Genomic DNA, 19,579 nt, shown 5'->3' on the forward strand with positions numbered 1-19,579 from the left:
AGCTATTTATTTCTGCGGCGCAGACGCTCTTTCCCTTTTCGCTATCATCTTCTTCAGCGCATGAGATACCGCAACAAACCCAAAGGTTGCGGTGACCATCGTCGCAGCGCCAAAGCCTGACGCACAATCCATACGCATCACCCCATCAGCCGTACTGCGCGACGCGCAAACGGAACCGTCAGGCTGCGGATAAACCAGCGGTTCACTGGAAAACACGCAGTCGATGCCCAGCTTTCCTTTGCTGTTCTTCACCACGTTAAAATCGTGCTTTAACCGCTCACGCAGCTTAGCAGCTAGCGGATCCTGAATCGTTTTCGCCAGATCGACCACCTCAATGCGGGTCGGATCGATCTGCCCGCCCGCACCACCGGTTGTCACCACCGAGATCTTATAGCGGCGGCAGTAGGAGAGCAGCGCCGCCTTCGGACGCACGCTATCGATGGCGTCAATCACATAGCTGAAGTTCTGGTCGAGCAGCTCGGCCACATTTTCTGCGCTAATGAAATCATCCACGCAGGTGACGCGGCATTCCGGGTTGATCGCCAGAATACGTTCGGCCATCACTTCCGTCTTCGACTGTCCGGTGTGCTGACGCAGCGCGTGGATCTGCCGGTTGGTGTTACTGACACACACATCATCCATATCGATCAGCGTGATCGCGCCGATGCCGGTACGTGCCAGCGCCTCAGCCGCCCAGGAGCCAACGCCACCAATACCAATCACGCAAACGTGAGCCTGAGAAAACAGCGCCAGCGCCTGTTGACCATATAACCGCGCGGTGCCGCCGAAGCGTTGCAAATAGGCTTCGGATAATTGCGTACTCATTCAACCAACCTTACGAAAACAAAATCACAGGAAAATAAAACCGCGAGAAAAAGCGGCTCAGGATAGCGCTAAACCCGCACGACATCCACCAGACAGCTCATGGCGTTCGGTCCCTGCGTCAGCGGCGACGTGCCGATATCCAGCGTCAGTACATTCGCATTGCCTGATTGCTCAACCGGATGCCACGTTTTCTGGCCGAAGCCGGGCTCAAACCAGGCTCCGGTGGACATAATCACCACGCCCGGCGTGACGCCGTCGGTAATCTGTACGCCCGCCAGAATACGGCCACGCGCGTTTCTGACTTCCACCTGCGAGCGATCGACAATATCCCGCGCAGCGGCGTCCTGCGGGTGCATATAAAGCGTCTCTTTTCCTGCGGTCTTATTCGCGGCAACCTGCGGTGTAGCGGCCAGTTGGCTGTGCAAACGGTCGGACGGCTGAATGGAAATAAAGTGCAGCGGCCATTCTTCCGTGCTTTTGGCACCCAGCCATTCAACGGGAGGCTGCCATTCAGGATGCGGCGCAAAATCCGCATAGCCATAGCTGGCGATGGCTGAGCTAAACAGTTCAATTTTACCGCTTGGCGTGCTGAGCGCGTGCTGCTGCGGATCGCGGCGGAAATCCTCAAAGAACACAAACGGCTTTTCATCCATCGGGATTTCCACATGTCCCTGCTGCCAGAAATCCTCAAATGACGGCCAGCGGTCAGCGGCATCTCGCTGCCTTGAACGGCATTCCTCATAAAGGTGTTCTAGCCACTGCTGCTCACTGCGATTTTGCGTGAACGCGTCGCCATACCCCAGACGCTCTGCCAATTCGCTGAAAATATCCACGTCATTACGCGCCTGATGCTGCGGCGCAATCGCCTGATGCATGGCAAAGATAAAGCGATCGCGAGACGACCCACCGATATCATTACGCTCTAGTGTCGTGGTGACGGGCAGCACGATATCCGCCATCTGCGCCGCGGGCGTCCAGACGATATCCTGCACAATCACCGTATCCGGCTTACGCCAGCCGTCCACCAAACGGTTCAGTTGCTGGTGATGATGGAACGGGTTACCGCCCGCCCAGTGAATCAGATGGATATCGGGATAAGTATGGGTTTCGCCCTGAAAGGTATAAGGCGTTCCCGGATGTAAGAGCATATCGGCGATGCGCGCCACGGGGATCGCCTTCCCCGCGTTCGGGGTTGACGGAGAAGCCGGCGCAGGCGTTGAAATACGCTCGTTGCCGACGCTGTTCATCGAACCGTGGCCGAAGGAGAATCCGCCGCCCGGTAATCCCACCTGGCCCAGCATGGAAGACAGCGCAATCATCATCCAGTAAGGCTGTTCGCCACGATGGGCACGCTGCACGGAGTAAGAGCAGGTAATGAAGCTGCGTACGCCGATCAGTTGCTGCGCCAGACGTCTAATGCGCTCGGCGGGAATGCCCGTGATATCGCTGGCCCATTCGGGGGTTTTCACCACGCCGTCGCCACGACCATGTAAATAGTCACTCAGTTGTTCATAACCGACGCAGTAGCGTTGCAGGAAATCCTTATCGTCAGCGCCCAAACGCTGAATCTCATAGCCCAGTGCCAGCATCAAGGCGACATCGGTATTCGGACGGATAGGAATCCACTCGGCATTCACAAATTCAGGGCAGTCATCGCGCATCGGACTGATGTTGATGACCGGAATTCCTTTCGCCACCAGCGCTTCCAGCGCGGGCTTAAGCGTGTGGTGCCCGGCCCCGCCGGATGCCACCTGTGCGTTTTTCAGCGCCAGACCGCCAAACGCGAGGAAAATATCACAGTGTTCGGCGACGCTGCGCCATTCGGTGACCTTGCCCGTCAGCGGATGAAAGGTGCCAATCACGTACGGCAGGAAGAACTGCGCCGCACCCCAGCTGTAATTGCCCTGCTGGTCGACCGCGCCGCCGCCGGAGAAATAGAAGCGTCGAACCTGAGAACGCGCGTGGTGATAGCGCCCGGCAGACGACCAGCCGTAAGAACCGGCAAACATGCCGTCCGCACCGTAGCGATCGCGAATACGGCGATTCTCCTGCGCGACCAGATCGAGCGCGACGTCCCAATCCACTTCAACGAAATCTTCCCGGCCACGCAGCGTTCTGTCGCTGTTTTCGCGTTTCTGAAGCCAGGAGCGACGCACCGAAGGCCGACGGATACGTCGGTCGGAATACACCAGCGGCACGATGGAATCGAGCATGGCGGACGGTGCCGGATCGTCGGCAAATGGCTCGCAGCGAATCAGCTTGCCGTCTTCAACCACGGCGGTAAACGCGCCCCAGTGCGCAAGATGTGGATAACGTTTAATCGCCATGACAACCTCAGGATAAGTAATTAGCAGGCTGGATAATAACCCGAATTATCGGTGTCCCCAACAGCAAGAAGCGTGAATAGCTTATGCGTAATGTGACATTACTTATCCATATTTAAACGTTCGTTTAAAACACACGTTGGGCTAGGGTTTAACCAGAAAATAAAGAGGTGGTTCAGGATAATGCCGATCACTTAAGAACCGAGATACACGGAGCGACCACGGGGCGAGGTATCCCTACGGGAACCTCATCCCAGTGTTTCTCCTAAAATGAGGCTCAAGTGATCCGCCTTAAAATTCAGGCAGTTTTATTATTTTTTCGTTATTCAAACCAGGAACGCAGCATGAAACCCATTACGCCACACAGCAACGGTAATGACGTTATTTCATTACTGTCCCGATGTTGACTTAATTCAACCTGATTTCTCTTCATCCTGAAGAGAACGGTTTTTTTCACCCAAAACACATCACTCAAAACACGCCATTAAAAAAATAAAGGCGGAGCGCACAACGCTGCCCTCTGCATACGGATGGGAAATATGAAAAAAAATCTATTCTTATCAGCGTTGATTCTGACCTCCTCGCTCTTCGGCCTTGCCGCACAGGCAGAAACGTTGACGCCAAAGCGCGGCGGCACGCTGAACTTTTTGGCCGAGCCTGAACCGCCCGTATTAACCAGTCTGGTTAGCACCAGCGGCGCAGTGATGAAGGTCAACGCCAAGGTGATTGAAGGTCTGTTGAATTACGATTTCGATATGAAGCCGACCCCGCAGCTGGCAACCAGTTGGTCAGTAAGCCCGGACGGCAAACAATATACGTTCCATTTGCGTAAAGGCGTGAAATGGCATGATGGGCAAGACTTCACCTCTGCGGACGTCGCGTTTTCTATTCTGACCGTCAAAAAATACAATTCACGCGGTCAGGGCACGTTTGCTAACGTCACCGAAGTGAAAACCCCGGATCCGTATACCGCGATCCTGGAACTGTCAAAACCCGCACCTTACCTGCTGAGCGCGTTCTCCGCTAACGAAGCGCCTATCGTGCCGAAACACTTATACGAAGGCACAGACATTCTGTCGAATCCCCACAATACCGCACCGATTGGAACCGGCCCGTTCGTCTTCAAAGAATGGGTTCGTGGCAGCCATATCCTGTATGAACGTAACCCGAACTACTGGGACAATCCCAAGCCTTACGTCGATAAACTGGTGGTGAAGATTATTCCCGATGCCGCCACTCGTACGATTGCGCTTGAAACCGGCGCGCTCGATCTGGGAAGCGACTCTCCCGTTCCGCTGAGTGAAATTGAACGCATCAAGAAAAACCCCAAGCTGGGCATTGAAACCGCTGGCTACGGTTACAGCCCGACGCAAACCCGCATCGAGTTCAATCTGGATAACCCTTACCTGAAGAACCTGAAGGTCCGCCAGGCCATTGCGCACAGCATCAATATTGATGTGTTGAAAAATGTGGTGTGGTACGGCTATGCGGTCAGTTCACCGACGCCGATTACGCCAGAACTGGCGCAATTCCATGATGCAACACCGTCACCTTATGGCTTCGATATTGCCAAAGCGAACAAGCTGCTGGACGAAGCCGGCTTCCCACGTCAGGCAAACGGTATCCGCTTCACGCTGGTACATGATTTCATGCCTTATGGCGATAGCTTCAAACGCGTGGCGGAATACCTCAAATCCGCACTGGCCAAAGTGGGGATTGACGTCACCATTCGCTCACAGGATTTCGCCACCTTCGTTAAGCGCGTTTATACCGACCGCGACTTTGACTTCAACAATGGTTCCATCTCGAACCTGTTCGATCCTGCCGTGGGTGTGCAGCGCCTGTACTGGTCAAAAACCTATCAACCGGGCGTGCCTTTCGGCAACGGCTCACATTACAGCAATCCAGAAGTAGACCGTTTGCTTGAGCAGGCCTCGGTAGAAACCAACCCTGAAAAACGCGTGGAGCTCTACAAGCAGTTCCAGCGCATCATCGCCACGGATATTCCCGATTTGAACCTGCTCCAAATTAAGCGCCAGACGATTTACAACAAGCGCGTACATAACGTCGTCACGGATATTCAGGGCGTCAACGGCAGTCTGGCCGACGTGTGGCTGGATCAGTAATCGTAATACGGCATTCCCCTGCGCAGGCAGGGGAACTCTCATGAAGGTATGTGATGAATAAAGTAGAACGAATCGGGCGCGTACTGTGGCGTACCCTGCTTCACGCGCTGCCAACGGCGATTGGCATTATCATTCTGGTGTTTTTCCTGTTGCAGTTGGTGCCGGGAGACGCCGTTGATGTGCTGGCTGGCGAGGCAGGCAATGCAACCGAAGCGACCATGGCACACCTGCGCGCTCAGTTCGGTCTCGATCAGCCCATACTGCAACAGCTTTCGGTTTATTTGGGCAATTTGGCGCAGTTCAGCCTCGGCTTTTCGCCTCGCTACAACGCGCCGGTAATGGATCTGATCCTGTCACGGCTGCCGGGCACACTGTTCCTGATGCTGCTGTCACAGGTTTTCGCCATCATCATCGGCATAACGCTGGGAACGATCATGGCGGTGTGGGCGGGTAAATGGCCCGACCGCCTGCTCTCGCTGATCGCACTTCTGCTCTACTCCACGCCGGGATTCTGGATCGGCTTGATGACGCTGATTCTGTTTTCCGTACATCTTGATTGGCTACCAAGCGGCGGCAATATCACCATCGGCGCGAACCTCACTGGCTGGGCATATTTCAAGGATATGTTGCAGCATGCCATCCTTCCGGTTGTGGCACTGAGCAGCTTTTTTATCGCCATTTATGCCCGCCTGACCCGCGCGGCCATGTTGGAAATTGCCCAGCAGGATTTCGTGCGCACCGCTCATGCCAAAGGGCTGTCGCCGCTGTGGGTTACCGTCAGGCACATTCTACGCTGTGCGCTGCTGCCTATCACGACCGTTGCCGGTATGCACTTCGGCAATCTGCTGGGCGGAGCGGCGGTGGTCGAAACGGTTTTTAGCTGGCCGGGACTGGGCCGTCTGGCGCTGGAAGCGGTAATGGCACGTGACTTCAACGTCTTGTTAGGCGTCCTGCTGCTTTCCGCCTTCTTAGTCATTTTGGCTAACGTGCTGGTGGATTTACTGCAATCCTGGCTCGATCCCCGAATTAAGGCGCGCTGATATGAATCACCTTTCTCCTGAAAATCTCACACCAAAGAAAGCCGCAGCGGACGGCGTTAGCTCAGCAGCAACTCGCCCGTTAAAAATGCCTTTTCGCCTGTCACCCGAGGTGCGTGCATTTATCCGCAACCCCGCCGGGATGGCTGGCCTGCTGTTGCTGATTACGGTATTTCTGATGGCCGCTTTCGCACCGTTGCTGTATCCCGGCGATCCGCTGGATATGGTCGCTCAGCCTTTCTTGTGGCCGGGCGAAAATCCTGATTTCCCATTGGGAACCGATTCGATGGGCCGGGATGTCGCCGCCGGAATCGTCCACGGTTCACAGGTTTCTTTGCAGATCGGCTTCTCGGCGGTCATCGTCAGCCTGTTAATTGGCACCGTCGTCGGCGCGCTGGCGGGCTATTTTGGCGGTCGGGTTGATGACCTGCTGGTTCACATCACCGAACTGTTCCAGACCTTCCCGACCTTTTTGCTGGTCGTGGTGCTGGTCGCCATCGGTTCGCCCTCGGTGACGCTGATTTCTCTGGCCATCGGTATTGCCTCCTGGCCGACGATTGCACGTCTGGTGCGGGCCGAGTTTCGCTCGCTGCGTGAAAGCGATTTTGTATTAGCCGCACGCAGTCAGGGATTTTCCAGCCTGCGCATCATCTTTCAGGAAATGCTGCCGAACGCGCTGCCGTCGATCATCGTCACCACGTCGGTCATGGTCGCCTCGGCCATTTTGATTGAATCCGCCCTCTCCTTCTTAGGCTTTGGCGATCCGAACCGCGTGAGCTGGGGCAGCATGATCGGCGCTGGCCGGGAATCGCTGCGTACCGCCTGGTTTCTTACCGCCTTGCCCGGCACCGCACTGGTCTTAACCGTGCTGTCACTGAATCTGGTGGGCGACGCGTTGAACGATGCCCTGAATCCACGGTTACGGGGGAGAAGCGCATGAAACCGCTGGTCGATATTCAAGATTTACGCGTTGATTTTCCCGGTCATCAGGCCGTTCGAGGACTCAACCTGACGATTAACGCCGGAGAAACGCTGGCGCTGGTCGGCGAATCCGGCTGCGGTAAATCCGCGACGGCGCTGTCCCTGATGCGATTGGTCGCCGAACCGGGAACAATCAGCGGCCGCATCCTGTTTGATGGACAGGATCTACTTACTCTACCAGACCGGCAGATGCGCCAGCTGCGTGGTAATGCGCTGTCGATGATTTTTCAGGAACCGATGACCTCGCTCAATCCAGTACTTTCCATCGGGCAACAGATTAGCGAAACACTGCGGTTGCATGAAACGCTGACGCCCACACAAGCACGGACGCGCGCCATCGAGCTGTTGGATCTGGTCAAGATCCCTGAACCAGCGCGCCGGGTGGATGACTACCCACATAACCTGTCTGGCGGACAGCGTCAGCGCGTCATGATCGCTATGGCAGTGGCTTGCCGTCCGCGTCTGCTCATTGCCGATGAACCGACCACGGCGCTGGATGTCACTATTCAGGCACAGATTCTGGCGCTGCTGGATAACCTGCGTCGTGAATTCTCGATGAGCCTGCTGCTGATTACCCACGATCTTGGGCTGGTGGCGCAATGGGCCGACCGTGTAGCGGTGATGTATGCCGGGCAAAAGGTAGAAGAAGCACAGGCAGCCGACCTGTTTCAGTCATCCACACACCGTTTCGCCCCCAAGCACAGCTACACGCGCGGCCTGTTAGCGACATCGCTGCACATGGATCAGGACAGGCACTACCGCACCCATCGGCTGGCGGAAATCCATCACGCGCCAACGGATGAAGGCTTTACGCTGCTGACGCCGCCCACCTTAATTCACCGAGCCACCGATACGAACCAGCCACCGCTGCTCTCGCTGAAAAATATTCATACTCGCTATTCAACCGCGCAGGGCAAGGTGCTCGCCGTTGACGATGTGTCACTGACTATTTTGCCCGGAGAAACGCTCGGTCTGGTGGGCGAATCCGGCTGTGGTAAATCCACCCTGTCCAAAACCATTCTGCGCCTGCTACCGCCTTCACACGGGCAGATCGTGTTCGATGGGCAAGACATCACGACGCTAAAAGAATCACGGCTGAAAGCGCTGCGTCAGCGGGTACAGATGATTTTTCAAGACCCTTACGCGTCGCTGAATCCACGCCACAGCATTCAGCATATCCTTGAAACGCCGCTGATTGTGCACGGCCTTGGCGATCGTGCGCAGCGACAGCAGGCGATCAAAAATATCATCGATCGTGTTGGTCTGCCGCAAAGCAGCCTGAGCCGCTATCCCCATGAATTTTCCGGCGGGCAGCGCCAGCGTATCGGTATTGCCCGTGCGCTGGTGGTACGTCCTTCGCTGGTGATTTGCGACGAGCCGGTGTCCGCACTCGATGTCTCTATTCAGGCGCAGATCCTCAATCTGTTGGTTGAGTTAAAAAACGACATGGGCCTGTCGCTGCTGTTTATTTCCCACGATCTCGCGGTAGTACGCTATATCGCCGACCGGGTCATGGTGATGCAAAACGGGCGCTGCGTGGAAAGTGGCGATCACCACAGCATCTGGCATCAGCCACAGCACCCGTACACCCGCAAACTGATCGATGCCGTCCCCGGCGGCGGGCAGCGCGAAGCGTCTGTATCTCCACAACTGATGAGCAGGCAGGCGCATGGATAAGCACAGTGAACGCCAAGTGAGTACATCAATCGCTATTGACCAAGCAGCGATGGAATCGGTCATTCAGGATTTTTTACCTGAGCTGATTGCGATTCGGCACCATATTCATCAGCACCCAGAAATCGGCTTTGAAGAGATTTCTACCGCGCAACTGGTGGCAGAAAAGCTGACGGCATGGGGGCTTGCTGTCACCACCGGCATCGGTGGAACGGGGGTCGTCGCCACCCTACGTGGCCGTTATCCCAGTGAAGACAGCATCGGCCTGCGGGCAGATATGGATGCGCTGTATATCAATGAGAAAACGGACCTGCCCTATGCCTCGGTGCATGCTGGGAAAATGCATGCCTGCGGACACGATGGACACACCACCATGCTGCTGGGTGCCGCACGCTATTTGTCTCAGCACCCCGACTTTGCGGGCACGGTACATTTTATTTTCCAGCCCGCGGAAGAAGGATTAGGCGGCGGGCTTGCCATGCTCAATGACGGCCTGCTGACCAGGTTCCCCTGCAACCGGCTGTTTGGCCTGCATAACAAGCCCGGTATCGAGGTAGGTCAATTCGCGATTCGCAGCGGTCCGATGCTGGCGGCCAGCGACACCTGGCAGGTCACGTTTCACGGCACGGGCGGACACGGCGGTTCAGGCGTGCACCTTTCTATCGACCCGACGCTGCCCGCCGCGCAATTTATGCTTGGCCTGCAAACCATCGTCAGCCGCAACGTCCCTGCGACGGAGGCAGCGGTGCTCAGCATCGGTCATATTCAGGGCGGTGATATCCATGCCCCGAACGTTATCCCGGATAGCGTCGTCCTTAAAGGAACCGGACGGAGCTATTCGCCGAGCGTGCGCCACCTGCTGGAAACGCGCCTGCGAGAGCTGGCACACAGCACTGCACAGGGCTTTGGCGCAACGGCCGACGTGCATTATGAACGGCAGTATCCCGCGCTGGTTAACGACACGCACGCCACGCAGTTAGCCGTTAACGCTGCCGCGCAGGTAGTCGGATTCGAACAGGTTAACACCGCAATGACGCCGCTGCTGGGTGCAGAAGATTTTGCCTACATGCTGGAGCAACGCCCCGGCGCCTTCATGATGCTGGGGAACAGCGACAAAAATGCGCCCAACGTGCATCACCTACATACCCCGCACTACGACTTTAATGATGCGCTGATCCCATTAGGGATCCGCTATTGGGCGACATTGGTTTATCAAGAACTGGGTTTACCAAGGACTGACGTTATCAGGAACCGAGTCTAGCGGGAGCGCATTTCCCCACGGTCTCAATATAACAATGCATGACGTCGGTGCATCCGACGACGAGCGTGAGCAAAAAGGATGAATCATGGTGGCGTTATTGAAAACTAAAGATCAAAGCAAAGAAAAAGAGGCTGACATTAAGCAGCGCATCCTGCGTGAGGCCATCACGATCTTCGCCTGCAAAGGCAGTGAGCTAACGACGATTCGCGAAATAACGGAAGCCACCAACGTGAATGTGGCGTCGGTGAATTATTACTTTGGTTCGAAAGAAGGGTTACTGCGTGCCGTATTGGACAACGTTCTCGGCCCGTTAAATGACGAAAGAACGCGCCTGCTGGATGAGGTGGAAAAGGCTAATCACGGTGATGAACTGCCCGTTGCCGCGCTGCTGGATGCGCTTTTGCGCCCGCTGGTTAAAACGGCTCGCACGCCCGACGGCGGACGCATTGTCGTTCGCCTGTTACAGCATCTGCGGGCTACGCCGGGTCTGGAGGTCACAGCCCTGCTTTCGGCGCAGTTCGATCACGTCGCTCACCGTTTTATCGATGCCTTCTCCCGTGCGTTACCGGCGCTATCGCGCGCGGAGGTGATCTGGCGTTATGAATTTGCCCGCGGTGCCGCCATGCACGTGTTAACCGACGCCGATCCGCGTTCTGGCCGTCTGGCGCTGCTCTCCAAAGGGCTGTGTGACAACCGCGATGACGATCGCGTGCTATCGCACCTATTACGTTTTGTCGAGGCGGGTTTTACCGCCAAACCACTGACTGAGACATTCCTTCAGTCCTGATTTTTCGTTATTCGTAACACGTTTAAACCGACAGGAAACAGACATGAGCAGAGAAAAAATTGAAGGGTCATTCGTTGCCCTCATTACACCTTTCAATGACGATGGCAGCGTGGATTTCGGCGCATTTGAAGCGTTATTAAAATTTCAGGAAGACAACGGCACGGCTGCCGTTTTGATTATGGGCTCAACCGGGGAAGTGTCCATGCTGTCCCCAGATGAGAGAAAAGCGATCATCCGCCGAACCGCACAATACAGCACCAGAAAAATGAAGCTGTTCTATGGCTGTACCGGTAACAATACCGATACCACCATTGACTATGTGCGCTATGCACATGAAAACGGCGCAGACGGTGCCATTATCGCCGCCCCTGCCTATATCTGTGCCAGCGAGAGTGACATCGAAAGCTACTTTCTGGAAATTGCAGATGCGACCGATTTGCCATTAGGGATTTATAACAACCCACCACGTGTAAAAACGGATCTGCACTGGACATCGCTGCTGCGTATTTTCCAACACCCAAACTACGTCATTCATAAAGAATCCACCACCCGCGTGGGCCAGGTTGCACAAGTACTGGCAGGCAATCCCGATGTGTCGGTAATGTGCTGCGATTCGCCCAATCTGGGTTTAGTCGTGCCAACAATGTCACTGGGAGGCCATGGAACTGCCAACATGACGGGCAATATTGCACCGGCAGAACTGGCCGAAATTTCGCGCCCGTGGAAAAACGGCGAGGATGCAGAACGCTTCCGTAAGGCATATCAGCATTTGCTACCGCTGCTGCACTATACCTACTCGGCAATCAATCCCGTGGCGGTGAAATCGTTGATGAAGGCAGTCGGATTACCGGCAGGCAGCCTGCGTCGTCCATTGCGGGGCTTGCAGGGCGAAGCGTTGGAATCAGGCGTTCGTATCGTGAACGAATTAGGATTGAGCAGCAAATACGGCTTTAACCGCTGATTCTGTTCTGGCGCGTGGAGAGCAAGTGTTTCATCTCAGAAGTGGTTCATCCTAACACCACTTCTGAGATTTCAGACGAAAGAACGATTACTGTGGATTGTTGACTAACAGCGATCCTGAACTGTTCGTCGGGCTGCTTTGCGCGTTCTTCAACACCCAGACCCGGCCATAGTGGTTGTAGAAACCCGCCGAGTGACCTGCATCCGGCCCAATGCCCTGATACATATCGAAGTGCTGGCCTTTAATCGCCCCACCGACATCCAGCGCGATCATCAGGCGCATTTCATACTTGCCGGTGAATTTGCCAACGTTGTCCAGCAGCGGCACTTCCATTAACAGAGCCGTGCCTGCCGGAATCAGCGAACGGTCAGAGGCGACGGAGGCTTTCGCCACCAGCGGCACCGCGCTTGCCCCTTTGACGGGCGCAGACATCATTGGCTTAAAGAACACAAAGGAAGGATTCTGCTCAAACAGTTCACGCACTTCATACTCGGTGTGCTGCTCCGCCCACTTGCGGATGGCCTGCATCGACATCTCTTCACGCGGCACTTCACCACGGTCGATCAGCACTTTACCAATACTGCGGTAAGCGTGGCCGTTTTTGCCCGCATAGCCGAAGAACGTCAGCGGGCGTCCATCGCCAAAATCAATATAGGCGCTGCCTTGTACTTCCATCATGAAGTTATCGACCAGCGAATTGGTCCAGGCGAGAACCAGACGCTCATCCAGCGCACCAGCATAAATCCCGGCACGATCTGGCAGTCGGCGGTTCTTTTTGCCCTTTGGCGGCATAGCATATAAAGGATGACGGAATTCGCCCTGACGGGTATGGCGCGCCTGCAACACCGGCGTGTAGTAACCGGTAAACTGCACGTTACCAAAGTTATCAACGCCTTCCATCTGCCAGGCGTTCAGACCAAATTTACTCAGCTCGCGAGTATCGGCACCGGACATCATCCAGCTTTCAATCGCCTGAAAGGTCGTATTATTGCGCGAGTACAGACTAGGTGACGCCGACCGAATTTCAGAAACCTGAGTCATGAAATCCCGTGCGTTGACCGGTTTTCCTTTGGCATTAGGTTCATTCACCAATTCCAGAGGCTGGTTGAGGTGACCATCTTTATATTGCTGCCCGCGATCGGTTGGCCTGGATTGGCACCCCGCCAGAATGGCAATGACCACTGCGGTCAGCATGTATTTTCCCCACCGTCCCTTCATCTTTGCGCTCGCTTTTTACATCAAAAAATTTACCGTCGAACGATAACAAACGGCTATCGATAAAGGAATGGGACAGCATATAAATCCACGGTTCGAGCGTATGCCGTTCGGCACGCGGCGTAGCAAAATCCAGGAGTTCTGCTTATCGCCACACAGCGGTCATAAAACAACCTATCAGGTGGTAAATCAATCACCTGACAACCCAATGCCGCGCTTTTTATAGAAATAGGTTGCATCAATGCTCATGGAGAGTATAGTGCGCATCCACGGACGCGGGGTGGAGCAGCCTGGTAGCTCGTCGGGCTCATAACCCGAAGGTCGTCGGTTCGAATCCGGCCCCCGCAACCAATTGATGTGAGTCGTCCATCAAGAGATGTGAAAGCAGTAAAAATAAGTCATACGGACGCGGGGTGGAGCAGCCTGGTAGCTCGTCGGGCTCATAACCCGAAGGTCGTCGGTTCGAATCCGGCCCCCGCAACCAATTGATGTGAGTCGTCCATCAAGAGATGTGAAAGCAGTAAAAATAAGTCATACGGACGCGGGGTGGAGCAGCCTGGTAGCTCGTCGGGCTCATAACCCGAAGGTCGTCGGTTCGAATCCGGCCCCCGCAACCAATTAAGGTTCTTTAAATTAAGAACTGCGCGATAAAGCACCTTAACGGGTGCTTTTTTGTTTTCTACGCATTATCTGTTTCTACGAACTACCTATTTATACGTACCATGCCCCAGACATCATTCCTCTGAACCGCGCCAGTTAGGCGCGGTCATCGTGCGTTCTATATCTGCAACATCAACTACCGCTCAGCCTGACTGGCAAAGTAGGCTTTAATTCCTGCAAAAATGGATTCCGCAATTTGCTGCTGGAAATGGCTGGTACGTAGCTTGCGCTCTTCTTCCAGATTGCTGATAAATGCCGTCTCAACCAGAACAGACGGAATATCCGGCGCTTTCAGTACCGCAAACCCGGCCTGATCAACACTGTTTTTATGCAAACGATTCACCCTGCCCAGTCGGGTCAGGATCTCTTTACCAAACTTCAGGCTGTCGCCAATCGTTACGGTCTGCACCAGATCGAACATAGTGTGATCCAGATAGCGATCGCCACTCATGCTCACGCCACCGATCAAATCCGATTCGTTCTGGGTCTCTGCCAGGAATCTGGCAGCAGTACTGGTTGCCCCTTTCTTCGAGAGAGCAAAAACCGACGATCCTCTTGCCGATCGATTGGTAAACGCATCCGCATGAATCGAAATGAACAGATCGGCACGCTGCTTGCGCGCTTTCGCCACCCGCACGCGCAGCGGAATGAACACATCTTCATTACGCGTCATATAGGCTTTCATATTGGATTCATTGTCGATCAGCTTACGCAAGCGACGGGCAATTTGTAGCACGATGTCTTTCTCGCGCGTTTTATTCTTGCCAATCGCACCGGGATCTTCACCGCCGTGGCCGGGGTCGAGCATGATAATCAGCGGACGATCCCGCCCGGCTTTCCCGGCTTTCGGCGCTTCTGCTGGCAGCGTACGTTCCAGATCGCCTTTGTTGTAATCCTCCAGCAGCGCCAGCAGCGGATCGTCTTCGTTGTCGTAGCGCCCTGCGGCGGGATACAAATCCAGCACCAGTCGGTGCTTGAATTCAGCCACTGGCCCCAGCGTAAAGACTTTAGTCGTCGCCTGCTGCTTGAGCTCCAACACCAGGCGCACCGTGGTTTTATCAAACTGGCCGATGCGCGCTTCTTTAATCAGCGGGTCGTTATCTGAGTTAAACTGGCTGGCTATCTCCTTCAGTACGCTGTTCAGATGAACATTTTCGATATCCACCACGATGCGTTCAGGATTACTCAGACTAAACTGTTTATATTTCAGCGGGTGATTAGATTCCAATGTGACGCGGGTATAGGCGGAGGACGGCCAGACGCGCACGGCCACGACCTGCGTCGTCGCTGCTATTCCTACACCACTTACGCTTAACAGCCAGGTTGCTGCTGCGCTTTGTAATAGACGCCGTCGAGTCAGATGATGATTCGAATGAGACATGCCACTCCGATCTGATTGCTGTGCGCTATCCTGCATTGTTGTGTTGCGAATGCTCGGGATAAGCCATTAAAAAATGAATAAAGGTAAAAATTGTCAAAAACTTTAACGAATCTGCTCCACGCTGTCATGCAAAAATCCTTTGCATGCCCGTCATACTTCAAGCCGCATGTGCGTTGGCTTCTCTTGCTCACCCCAGTCACTTACTTATGTAAGCTCCCGGGGACTCGCGCGGTTGCCGCCTTCACGCAACTCGAATTATTTAGGGCATGGTAGCAAGATGAAACAGAATCCTGACTTTTCTGGTTAATACTTCCTCTTGCCTTTTACGCCATAAAGAATAAAAATACAGAAATTACGAATAAAAATGCAAAGAGGGCTCGCAGTGAAGGAACGGAGTACAGAACTGGTTCAGGGCTTCCGCCATTCAGTTCCCTATATCAATGCCCACCGTGGCAAAACGTTTGTCATCATGTTAGGTGGCGAAGCCATTGAACATGCCAACTTCTCTAGCATCGTAAATGATATCGGGCTGCTACACAGTCTGGGGATCAAGCTGGTGGTCGTTTATGGCGCTCGCCCGCAGATCGATGCCAACCTGACAACGCATCACTACGAGCCTCTCTACCATAAAAATACCCGCATCACCGACAGCACCACGCTGGAGCTGGTCAAGCAGGCGGCGGGAATGCTGCAGTTGGACATCACCGCCCGACTGTCGATGAGCCTGAACAACACGCCGCTGCAAGGCGCCCACATTAATGTCGTCAGCGGTAACTTTATTATCGCGCAGCCGCTTGGCGTGGATGACGGCGTGGACTACTGCCACAGCGGCCGTATTCGCCGGATTGATGAAGAAGCCGTTCACCGCCAGCTGAATAGCGGTGCAATTGTGCTGCTCGGCCCGGTTGCGGTTTCAGTCACCGGTGAAAGTTTCAATTTAACCTCGGAAGAGGTCGCGACCCAGCTCGCTATTAAGCTGAAAGCGGAAAAGATGATCGGTTTCTGCTCCTCGCAGGGCGTGACCAATGAAGAAGGCAACATCATTTCCGAGCTGTTCCCTGACGATGCGCAGCAGCGTATTGATGCACTGGAACAGGCTGGTGATTACCATTCGGGTACGGTCCGGTTCCTGCGCGGCGCGGTCAAAGCCTGCCGCAGCGGCGTACGCCGTAGCCACCTGATCAGCTATCAGGACGACGGCGCGCTGCTGCAAGAGCTGTTCTCACGCGACGGTATCGGTACGCAGATCGTAATGGAAAGCGCCGAGCAGGTTCGCCGTGCGACCATCAATGACATTGGCGGTATTCTGGAGCTGATTCGCCCGCTGGAAGAGCAAGGCATTCTGGTCAGACGCTCGCGTGAGCAGTTGGAAATGGAGATCGACAAATTCACCGTCGTGGTACGCGATAACCTGACTATCGCCTGCGCCGCACTGTATCCGTTCCCGGAGGAAAGCATCGGCGAAATGGCCTGCGTCGCGGTTCACCCGGATTACCGCAGCTCATCACGCGGCGATATGCTGTTACTACGCGTTGCCGCTCAGGCACGTCAGCAGGGTCTACAAAAGCTGTTCGTGCTGACGACACACAGCATCCACTGGTTCCAGGAGCGCGGCTTTTTACCCGCCGAAGTGGAAATGCTGCCGAAGAAAAAGCAGGCGCTGTATAACTACCAGCGTCGCTCAAAGATTCTGGTGCTAGATCTCTGAGTTATTCCACTCGATAACACTTCTCGTGGCCGATCGTAAAATCGGCCACGTTGTTTTCATTCGCTCACGCTGTTTTCATTCGCTCACGACGTTTTCATCCGCTTATGGCTGTTTGCCAAACTCACAGCTTAGCGTTGTCCACTTCCTTGCCTGTTCACTCAGCGTAAATCCTAACCCCAGACGATCGGATACCCACATGCGCCCATCGCGCAGCTCTAGCTGCTCGTTGAAGAGCGGATTCAGCCACTCGAAGTGTTCCAGCCAGGGCTCAATCGGATAGGCCGCCGCCAGATGCAAGTGCACTTCCATCGCAAAATGCGGTGCCAGTTTACGACCGTGCTTCGCGGCCAGATCCATGATTTTCAGGAAAGGCGAAATTCCCCCCACGCGCGGTGCATCCGGCTGGACGAAATCACTGGCGTTACCGAGGATCAGCTGTTCGTGCTCGCGGAAGCTGGTCAGCATCTCGCCAGTCGCAATCGGCGTATCCAGCGCCGCCGTCAGCGCCGCATGGCCTTCCACATCGTAGGCATCCAGCGGCTCTTCAATCCAGATCAGGTTAAAGGCTTCCATCTTTCTGCCCATCCGAATCGCCGTTTCACGATCCCACTGCTGATTGGCATCCACCATCAGCGGGAAGTCATCTCCCAGCGCTTCGCGCACCGCCGTGAGGCGACGGATGTCCTCCGCCGTATTCGGCTGGCCGACTTTCAGTTTGATCCCGCCGATACCGCTTTCACGGGAGATCACGACATTTTTTAATACCTGATCCAATGGCGTATGCAGGAAGCCGCCGGAGGTGTTGTAGCACTGCACGGAATCACGGTGTGAGCCGAGCAGCTTCGACAGAGGCAGGCCTGCACGTTTGGCTTTCATATCCCACAGCGCGATGTCGAGCGGAGAAATCGCCTGCACCGCCATCCCACTACGGCCAACCGATGCGCCAGCCCACAGCAGCTTGGTATAGATCTTATCGATATCGTTTGGATCTTCACCCAGCAGATTATCGGCAATCTCTTTCGCATGGGCATAAATGCCCTGTCCGCCCGCCCGCTTGGAGTAGCTGAACCCGACCCCTTCAAATCCATCACGACTGCGGATTTCCGCAAAAATAATGGCGACTTCGGTCAGCGGTTTCTGCCTTCCGGTCAGTACTTTCGCATCACTCACCGGCGTTGCCAGCGGCAAAAACGCCAGAGAGAGTTTTACCCATTCGATTCGATCGCCCGACTCGGCCGCCGTTCTGACGTTCGTGACTTTTGCATAGCTAACCGCTGCTGAATTTGCACTGATGGTCATGTCTCACCTCGTAAAATGATTGCGCTAACATTCATAAACAGAAGGAAGATAGCGATAAATGAAGAAAAAACATGCAATGCAGATCACATAATAATCATTATCACGATAAAACCATGCATCGAGAGACAAAATTAATGATTGCGCAATCACCACAAAAAGTAAGAGGATACAGCGGGAATACAGCCCAGCTAGCCCGAAAAGGCGAGACAATTCGGCAGGTTGTCAGAAACACAGGCGACTGGTAAACCGATGTGCCATCAACGATAATCCAGCGACATGTGAATGCGCGCGCAGCCTCAGAAGGGAACCCGTGATTGAAACGCGATAAGAACGCCAGCAGCATGCCGCCACGTGCTCCCACGCTTGAAGATGTGGCGCGTGCCGCAGGTATTTCGCCCATGACCGTCAGCCGCGCGTTGAACAATCCGAAGATTGTTCGTGCAGAAACCGTGAACAAGGTGATGGAAGCCGTCCGCGCCACGGGTTATATCCCCAATATGTTAGCGGGCGGGCTCGCCTCCCGACGCAGTAAGCTGATTGCCGTCGTGGTGCCGCAAATCAATAACAACATGTTCGTTGATACCGTTCAGGCGATCAGCGATGAGCTGGCCGCACGCGGTTACCACATGCTGCTGTGCGTCGCTGGCTATACCAATGAATCCGAGGCAGAGCTTGTCGCTACCCTGCTTTCTCGTCGCCCGGACGGCATCGTCCTCACCGGTATTCACCACACGCCCGAGCTCAAACGTCTTCTGCTCAACGCCACGATCCCCGTCGTCGAAATCTGGGATCTCACCCCGACGCCGCTCGATATGCTGGTCGGTTTTTCTCATGAAAGCATCGGGAACGCCATCGGGCATTATTTGCTGGGTAAAGGACATTCGCGCTTTGGCCTTGTCTGGACTGAAGACGCACGTGCCGGATTGCGTAAGAAAGGGATTTACGACGTCATACAAAAACAGCCGGGAAGCTACGTGCGTGAAGCCATTGCCCCGTGGCCTGCGACGATGGCGTTAGGGCGGCAAGGGCTGAGCGATCTGCTCGCCGATGGCGAGGACTTTGATGCCATTATTTGCAGTTCCGATACGCTGGCACAGGGCGTGATGATCGAAGCCGCCGTCAGAGGATTAGCCGTACCGAAGCAACTGGCAGTCATGGGATTTGGCGATCTCGATTTCGCTGCACACAGCACACCGACCATTACCACGGTCAGAGTCGATCGCTGGAAGATCGGCACCGACGCGGCGGCAATGCTGGCAGAAAAGATTGAGGGGAAAAGCGTGCCCTCCCCTATCGTGGATATCGGTTTTTCGCTGATTGAGCGCGAATCCGCCTGACGT

At 54.9% G+C, this 19,579-nt stretch carries 14 protein-coding genes and 3 tRNA genes; 12 read left to right on the forward strand and 5 right to left on the reverse strand.

The window, feature by feature from the left end; translation table 11 throughout:
* Window positions 1-6: 6 nt before the first annotated feature.
* Together tcdA and ACIPUG_RS11540 are read right to left on the reverse strand one after the other, a co-directional pair.
* Window positions 7-825, reverse strand: a complete 819-nt coding sequence (gene tcdA, locus ACIPUG_RS11535) for a tRNA cyclic N6-threonylcarbamoyladenosine(37) synthase TcdA (RefSeq protein WP_400338453.1) — start codon at window positions 823-825, stop codon at window positions 7-9.
* A gap of 68 nt (window positions 826-893) precedes the next feature.
* Window positions 894-3,152 carry a molybdopterin-dependent oxidoreductase gene (locus tag ACIPUG_RS11540; RefSeq protein ID WP_039510951.1) on the reverse strand — a complete coding sequence of 753 codons (2,259 nt, stop codon included), beginning with the start codon at window positions 3,150-3,152 and terminating at the stop codon, window positions 894-896.
* Window positions 3,153-3,688: 536 nt separating this feature from the next.
* Here ACIPUG_RS11540 and ACIPUG_RS11545 point away from each other — a divergent pair.
* The 7 genes from ACIPUG_RS11545 (at window position 3,689) to ACIPUG_RS11575 (ending at window position 11,976) form a co-directional block, all read left to right on the forward strand.
* Entirely contained in the window at window positions 3,689-5,275 is a 1,587-nt protein-coding gene (locus ACIPUG_RS11545; RefSeq protein WP_400338454.1) for an ABC transporter substrate-binding protein, read from the forward strand.
* Window positions 5,276-5,328: 53 nt separating this feature from the next.
* On the forward strand, window positions 5,329-6,315 hold the full coding sequence (locus ACIPUG_RS11550) for an ABC transporter permease (RefSeq protein ID WP_014914428.1): 987 nt from the start codon (window positions 5,329-5,331) through the stop codon (window positions 6,313-6,315).
* 1 nt (window position 6,316) lies between these two features.
* Window positions 6,317-7,252, forward strand: a complete 936-nt coding sequence (locus tag ACIPUG_RS11555) for an ABC transporter permease (protein ID WP_104213239.1) — start codon at window positions 6,317-6,319, stop codon at window positions 7,250-7,252.
* Window positions 7,249-8,970 (forward strand): ABC transporter ATP-binding protein, encoded by a 1,722-nt coding sequence (locus ACIPUG_RS11560; protein ID WP_400338457.1) that lies wholly within the window; start codon window positions 7,249-7,251, stop codon window positions 8,968-8,970. The genes ACIPUG_RS11555 and ACIPUG_RS11560 overlap by 4 nt, the downstream gene beginning before the upstream one ends.
* Before the next feature lie 49 nt (window positions 8,971-9,019).
* Window positions 9,020-10,228: a M20 aminoacylase family protein gene (locus ACIPUG_RS11565; protein ID WP_400338551.1), complete on the forward strand. Its 1,209-nt coding sequence runs from the start codon at window positions 9,020-9,022 to the stop codon at window positions 10,226-10,228.
* 85 nt (window positions 10,229-10,313) lie between these two features.
* The gene (locus ACIPUG_RS11570; RefSeq protein WP_400338459.1) at window positions 10,314-11,015 is read left to right on the forward strand and encodes a TetR family transcriptional regulator; all 702 of its coding nucleotides are present in this window, start codon (window positions 10,314-10,316) and stop codon (window positions 11,013-11,015) included.
* 43 nt (window positions 11,016-11,058) lie between these two features.
* Window positions 11,059-11,976 carry a 4-hydroxy-tetrahydrodipicolinate synthase family protein gene (locus tag ACIPUG_RS11575; protein ID WP_400338460.1) on the forward strand — a complete coding sequence of 306 codons (918 nt, stop codon included), beginning with the start codon at window positions 11,059-11,061 and terminating at the stop codon, window positions 11,974-11,976.
* Window positions 11,977-12,063: 87 nt separating this feature from the next.
* Here the strand turns inward: ACIPUG_RS11575 and mltA are convergent, their stop codons facing one another.
* Window positions 12,064-13,194, reverse strand: a complete 1,131-nt coding sequence (gene mltA, locus ACIPUG_RS11580) for a murein transglycosylase A (protein WP_400338462.1) — start codon at window positions 13,192-13,194, stop codon at window positions 12,064-12,066.
* A 271-nt stretch (window positions 13,195-13,465) separates the two neighbouring features.
* Here mltA and ACIPUG_RS11585 point away from each other — a divergent pair.
* The 3 genes from ACIPUG_RS11585 to ACIPUG_RS11595 all read left to right on the forward strand — a co-directional run bounded on the left by ACIPUG_RS11585 (window position 13,466) and on the right by ACIPUG_RS11595 (window position 13,808).
* Window positions 13,466-13,542 (forward strand) — tRNA-Met (locus ACIPUG_RS11585).
* A gap of 56 nt (window positions 13,543-13,598) precedes the next feature.
* Window positions 13,599-13,675 (forward strand) — tRNA-Met (locus ACIPUG_RS11590).
* 56 nt (window positions 13,676-13,731) lie between these two features.
* Window positions 13,732-13,808, forward strand: a tRNA-Met gene (locus tag ACIPUG_RS11595).
* A gap of 179 nt (window positions 13,809-13,987) precedes the next feature.
* Here the strand turns inward: ACIPUG_RS11595 and amiC are convergent.
* Entirely contained in the window at window positions 13,988-15,232 is a 1,245-nt protein-coding gene (gene amiC, locus ACIPUG_RS11600) for an N-acetylmuramoyl-L-alanine amidase AmiC (RefSeq protein ID WP_039283987.1), read from the reverse strand.
* Window positions 15,233-15,596: 364 nt separating this feature from the next.
* Here amiC and argA point away from each other — a divergent pair, with 364 nt between their 5' ends.
* A complete protein-coding gene (argA, locus tag ACIPUG_RS11605) occupies window positions 15,597-16,940 on the forward strand; it encodes an amino-acid N-acetyltransferase (protein WP_170310700.1) in 1,344 nt (447 codons plus the stop codon).
* 102 nt (window positions 16,941-17,042) lie between these two features.
* Here the strand turns inward: argA and ACIPUG_RS11610 are convergent, their stop codons facing one another.
* Window positions 17,043-18,239 carry an L-talarate/galactarate dehydratase gene (locus ACIPUG_RS11610; RefSeq protein WP_010286465.1) on the reverse strand — a complete coding sequence of 399 codons (1,197 nt, stop codon included), beginning with the start codon at window positions 18,237-18,239 and terminating at the stop codon, window positions 17,043-17,045.
* A 314-nt stretch (window positions 18,240-18,553) separates the two neighbouring features.
* On the opposite strand from ACIPUG_RS11610, the gene ACIPUG_RS11615 reads away from it, so the two are divergent.
* Complete coding sequence (locus ACIPUG_RS11615) at window positions 18,554-19,576, forward strand: LacI family DNA-binding transcriptional regulator (protein ID WP_400338464.1); 1,023 nt, start codon at window positions 18,554-18,556, stop codon at window positions 19,574-19,576.
* The last annotated feature ends 3 nt before the right edge of the window (window positions 19,577-19,579 follow it).

Source organism: Pectobacterium sp. CHL-2024 (assembly GCF_044751765.1).
In the GTDB taxonomy this organism is placed as follows: domain Bacteria; phylum Pseudomonadota; class Gammaproteobacteria; order Enterobacterales; family Enterobacteriaceae; genus Pectobacterium; species Pectobacterium brasiliense.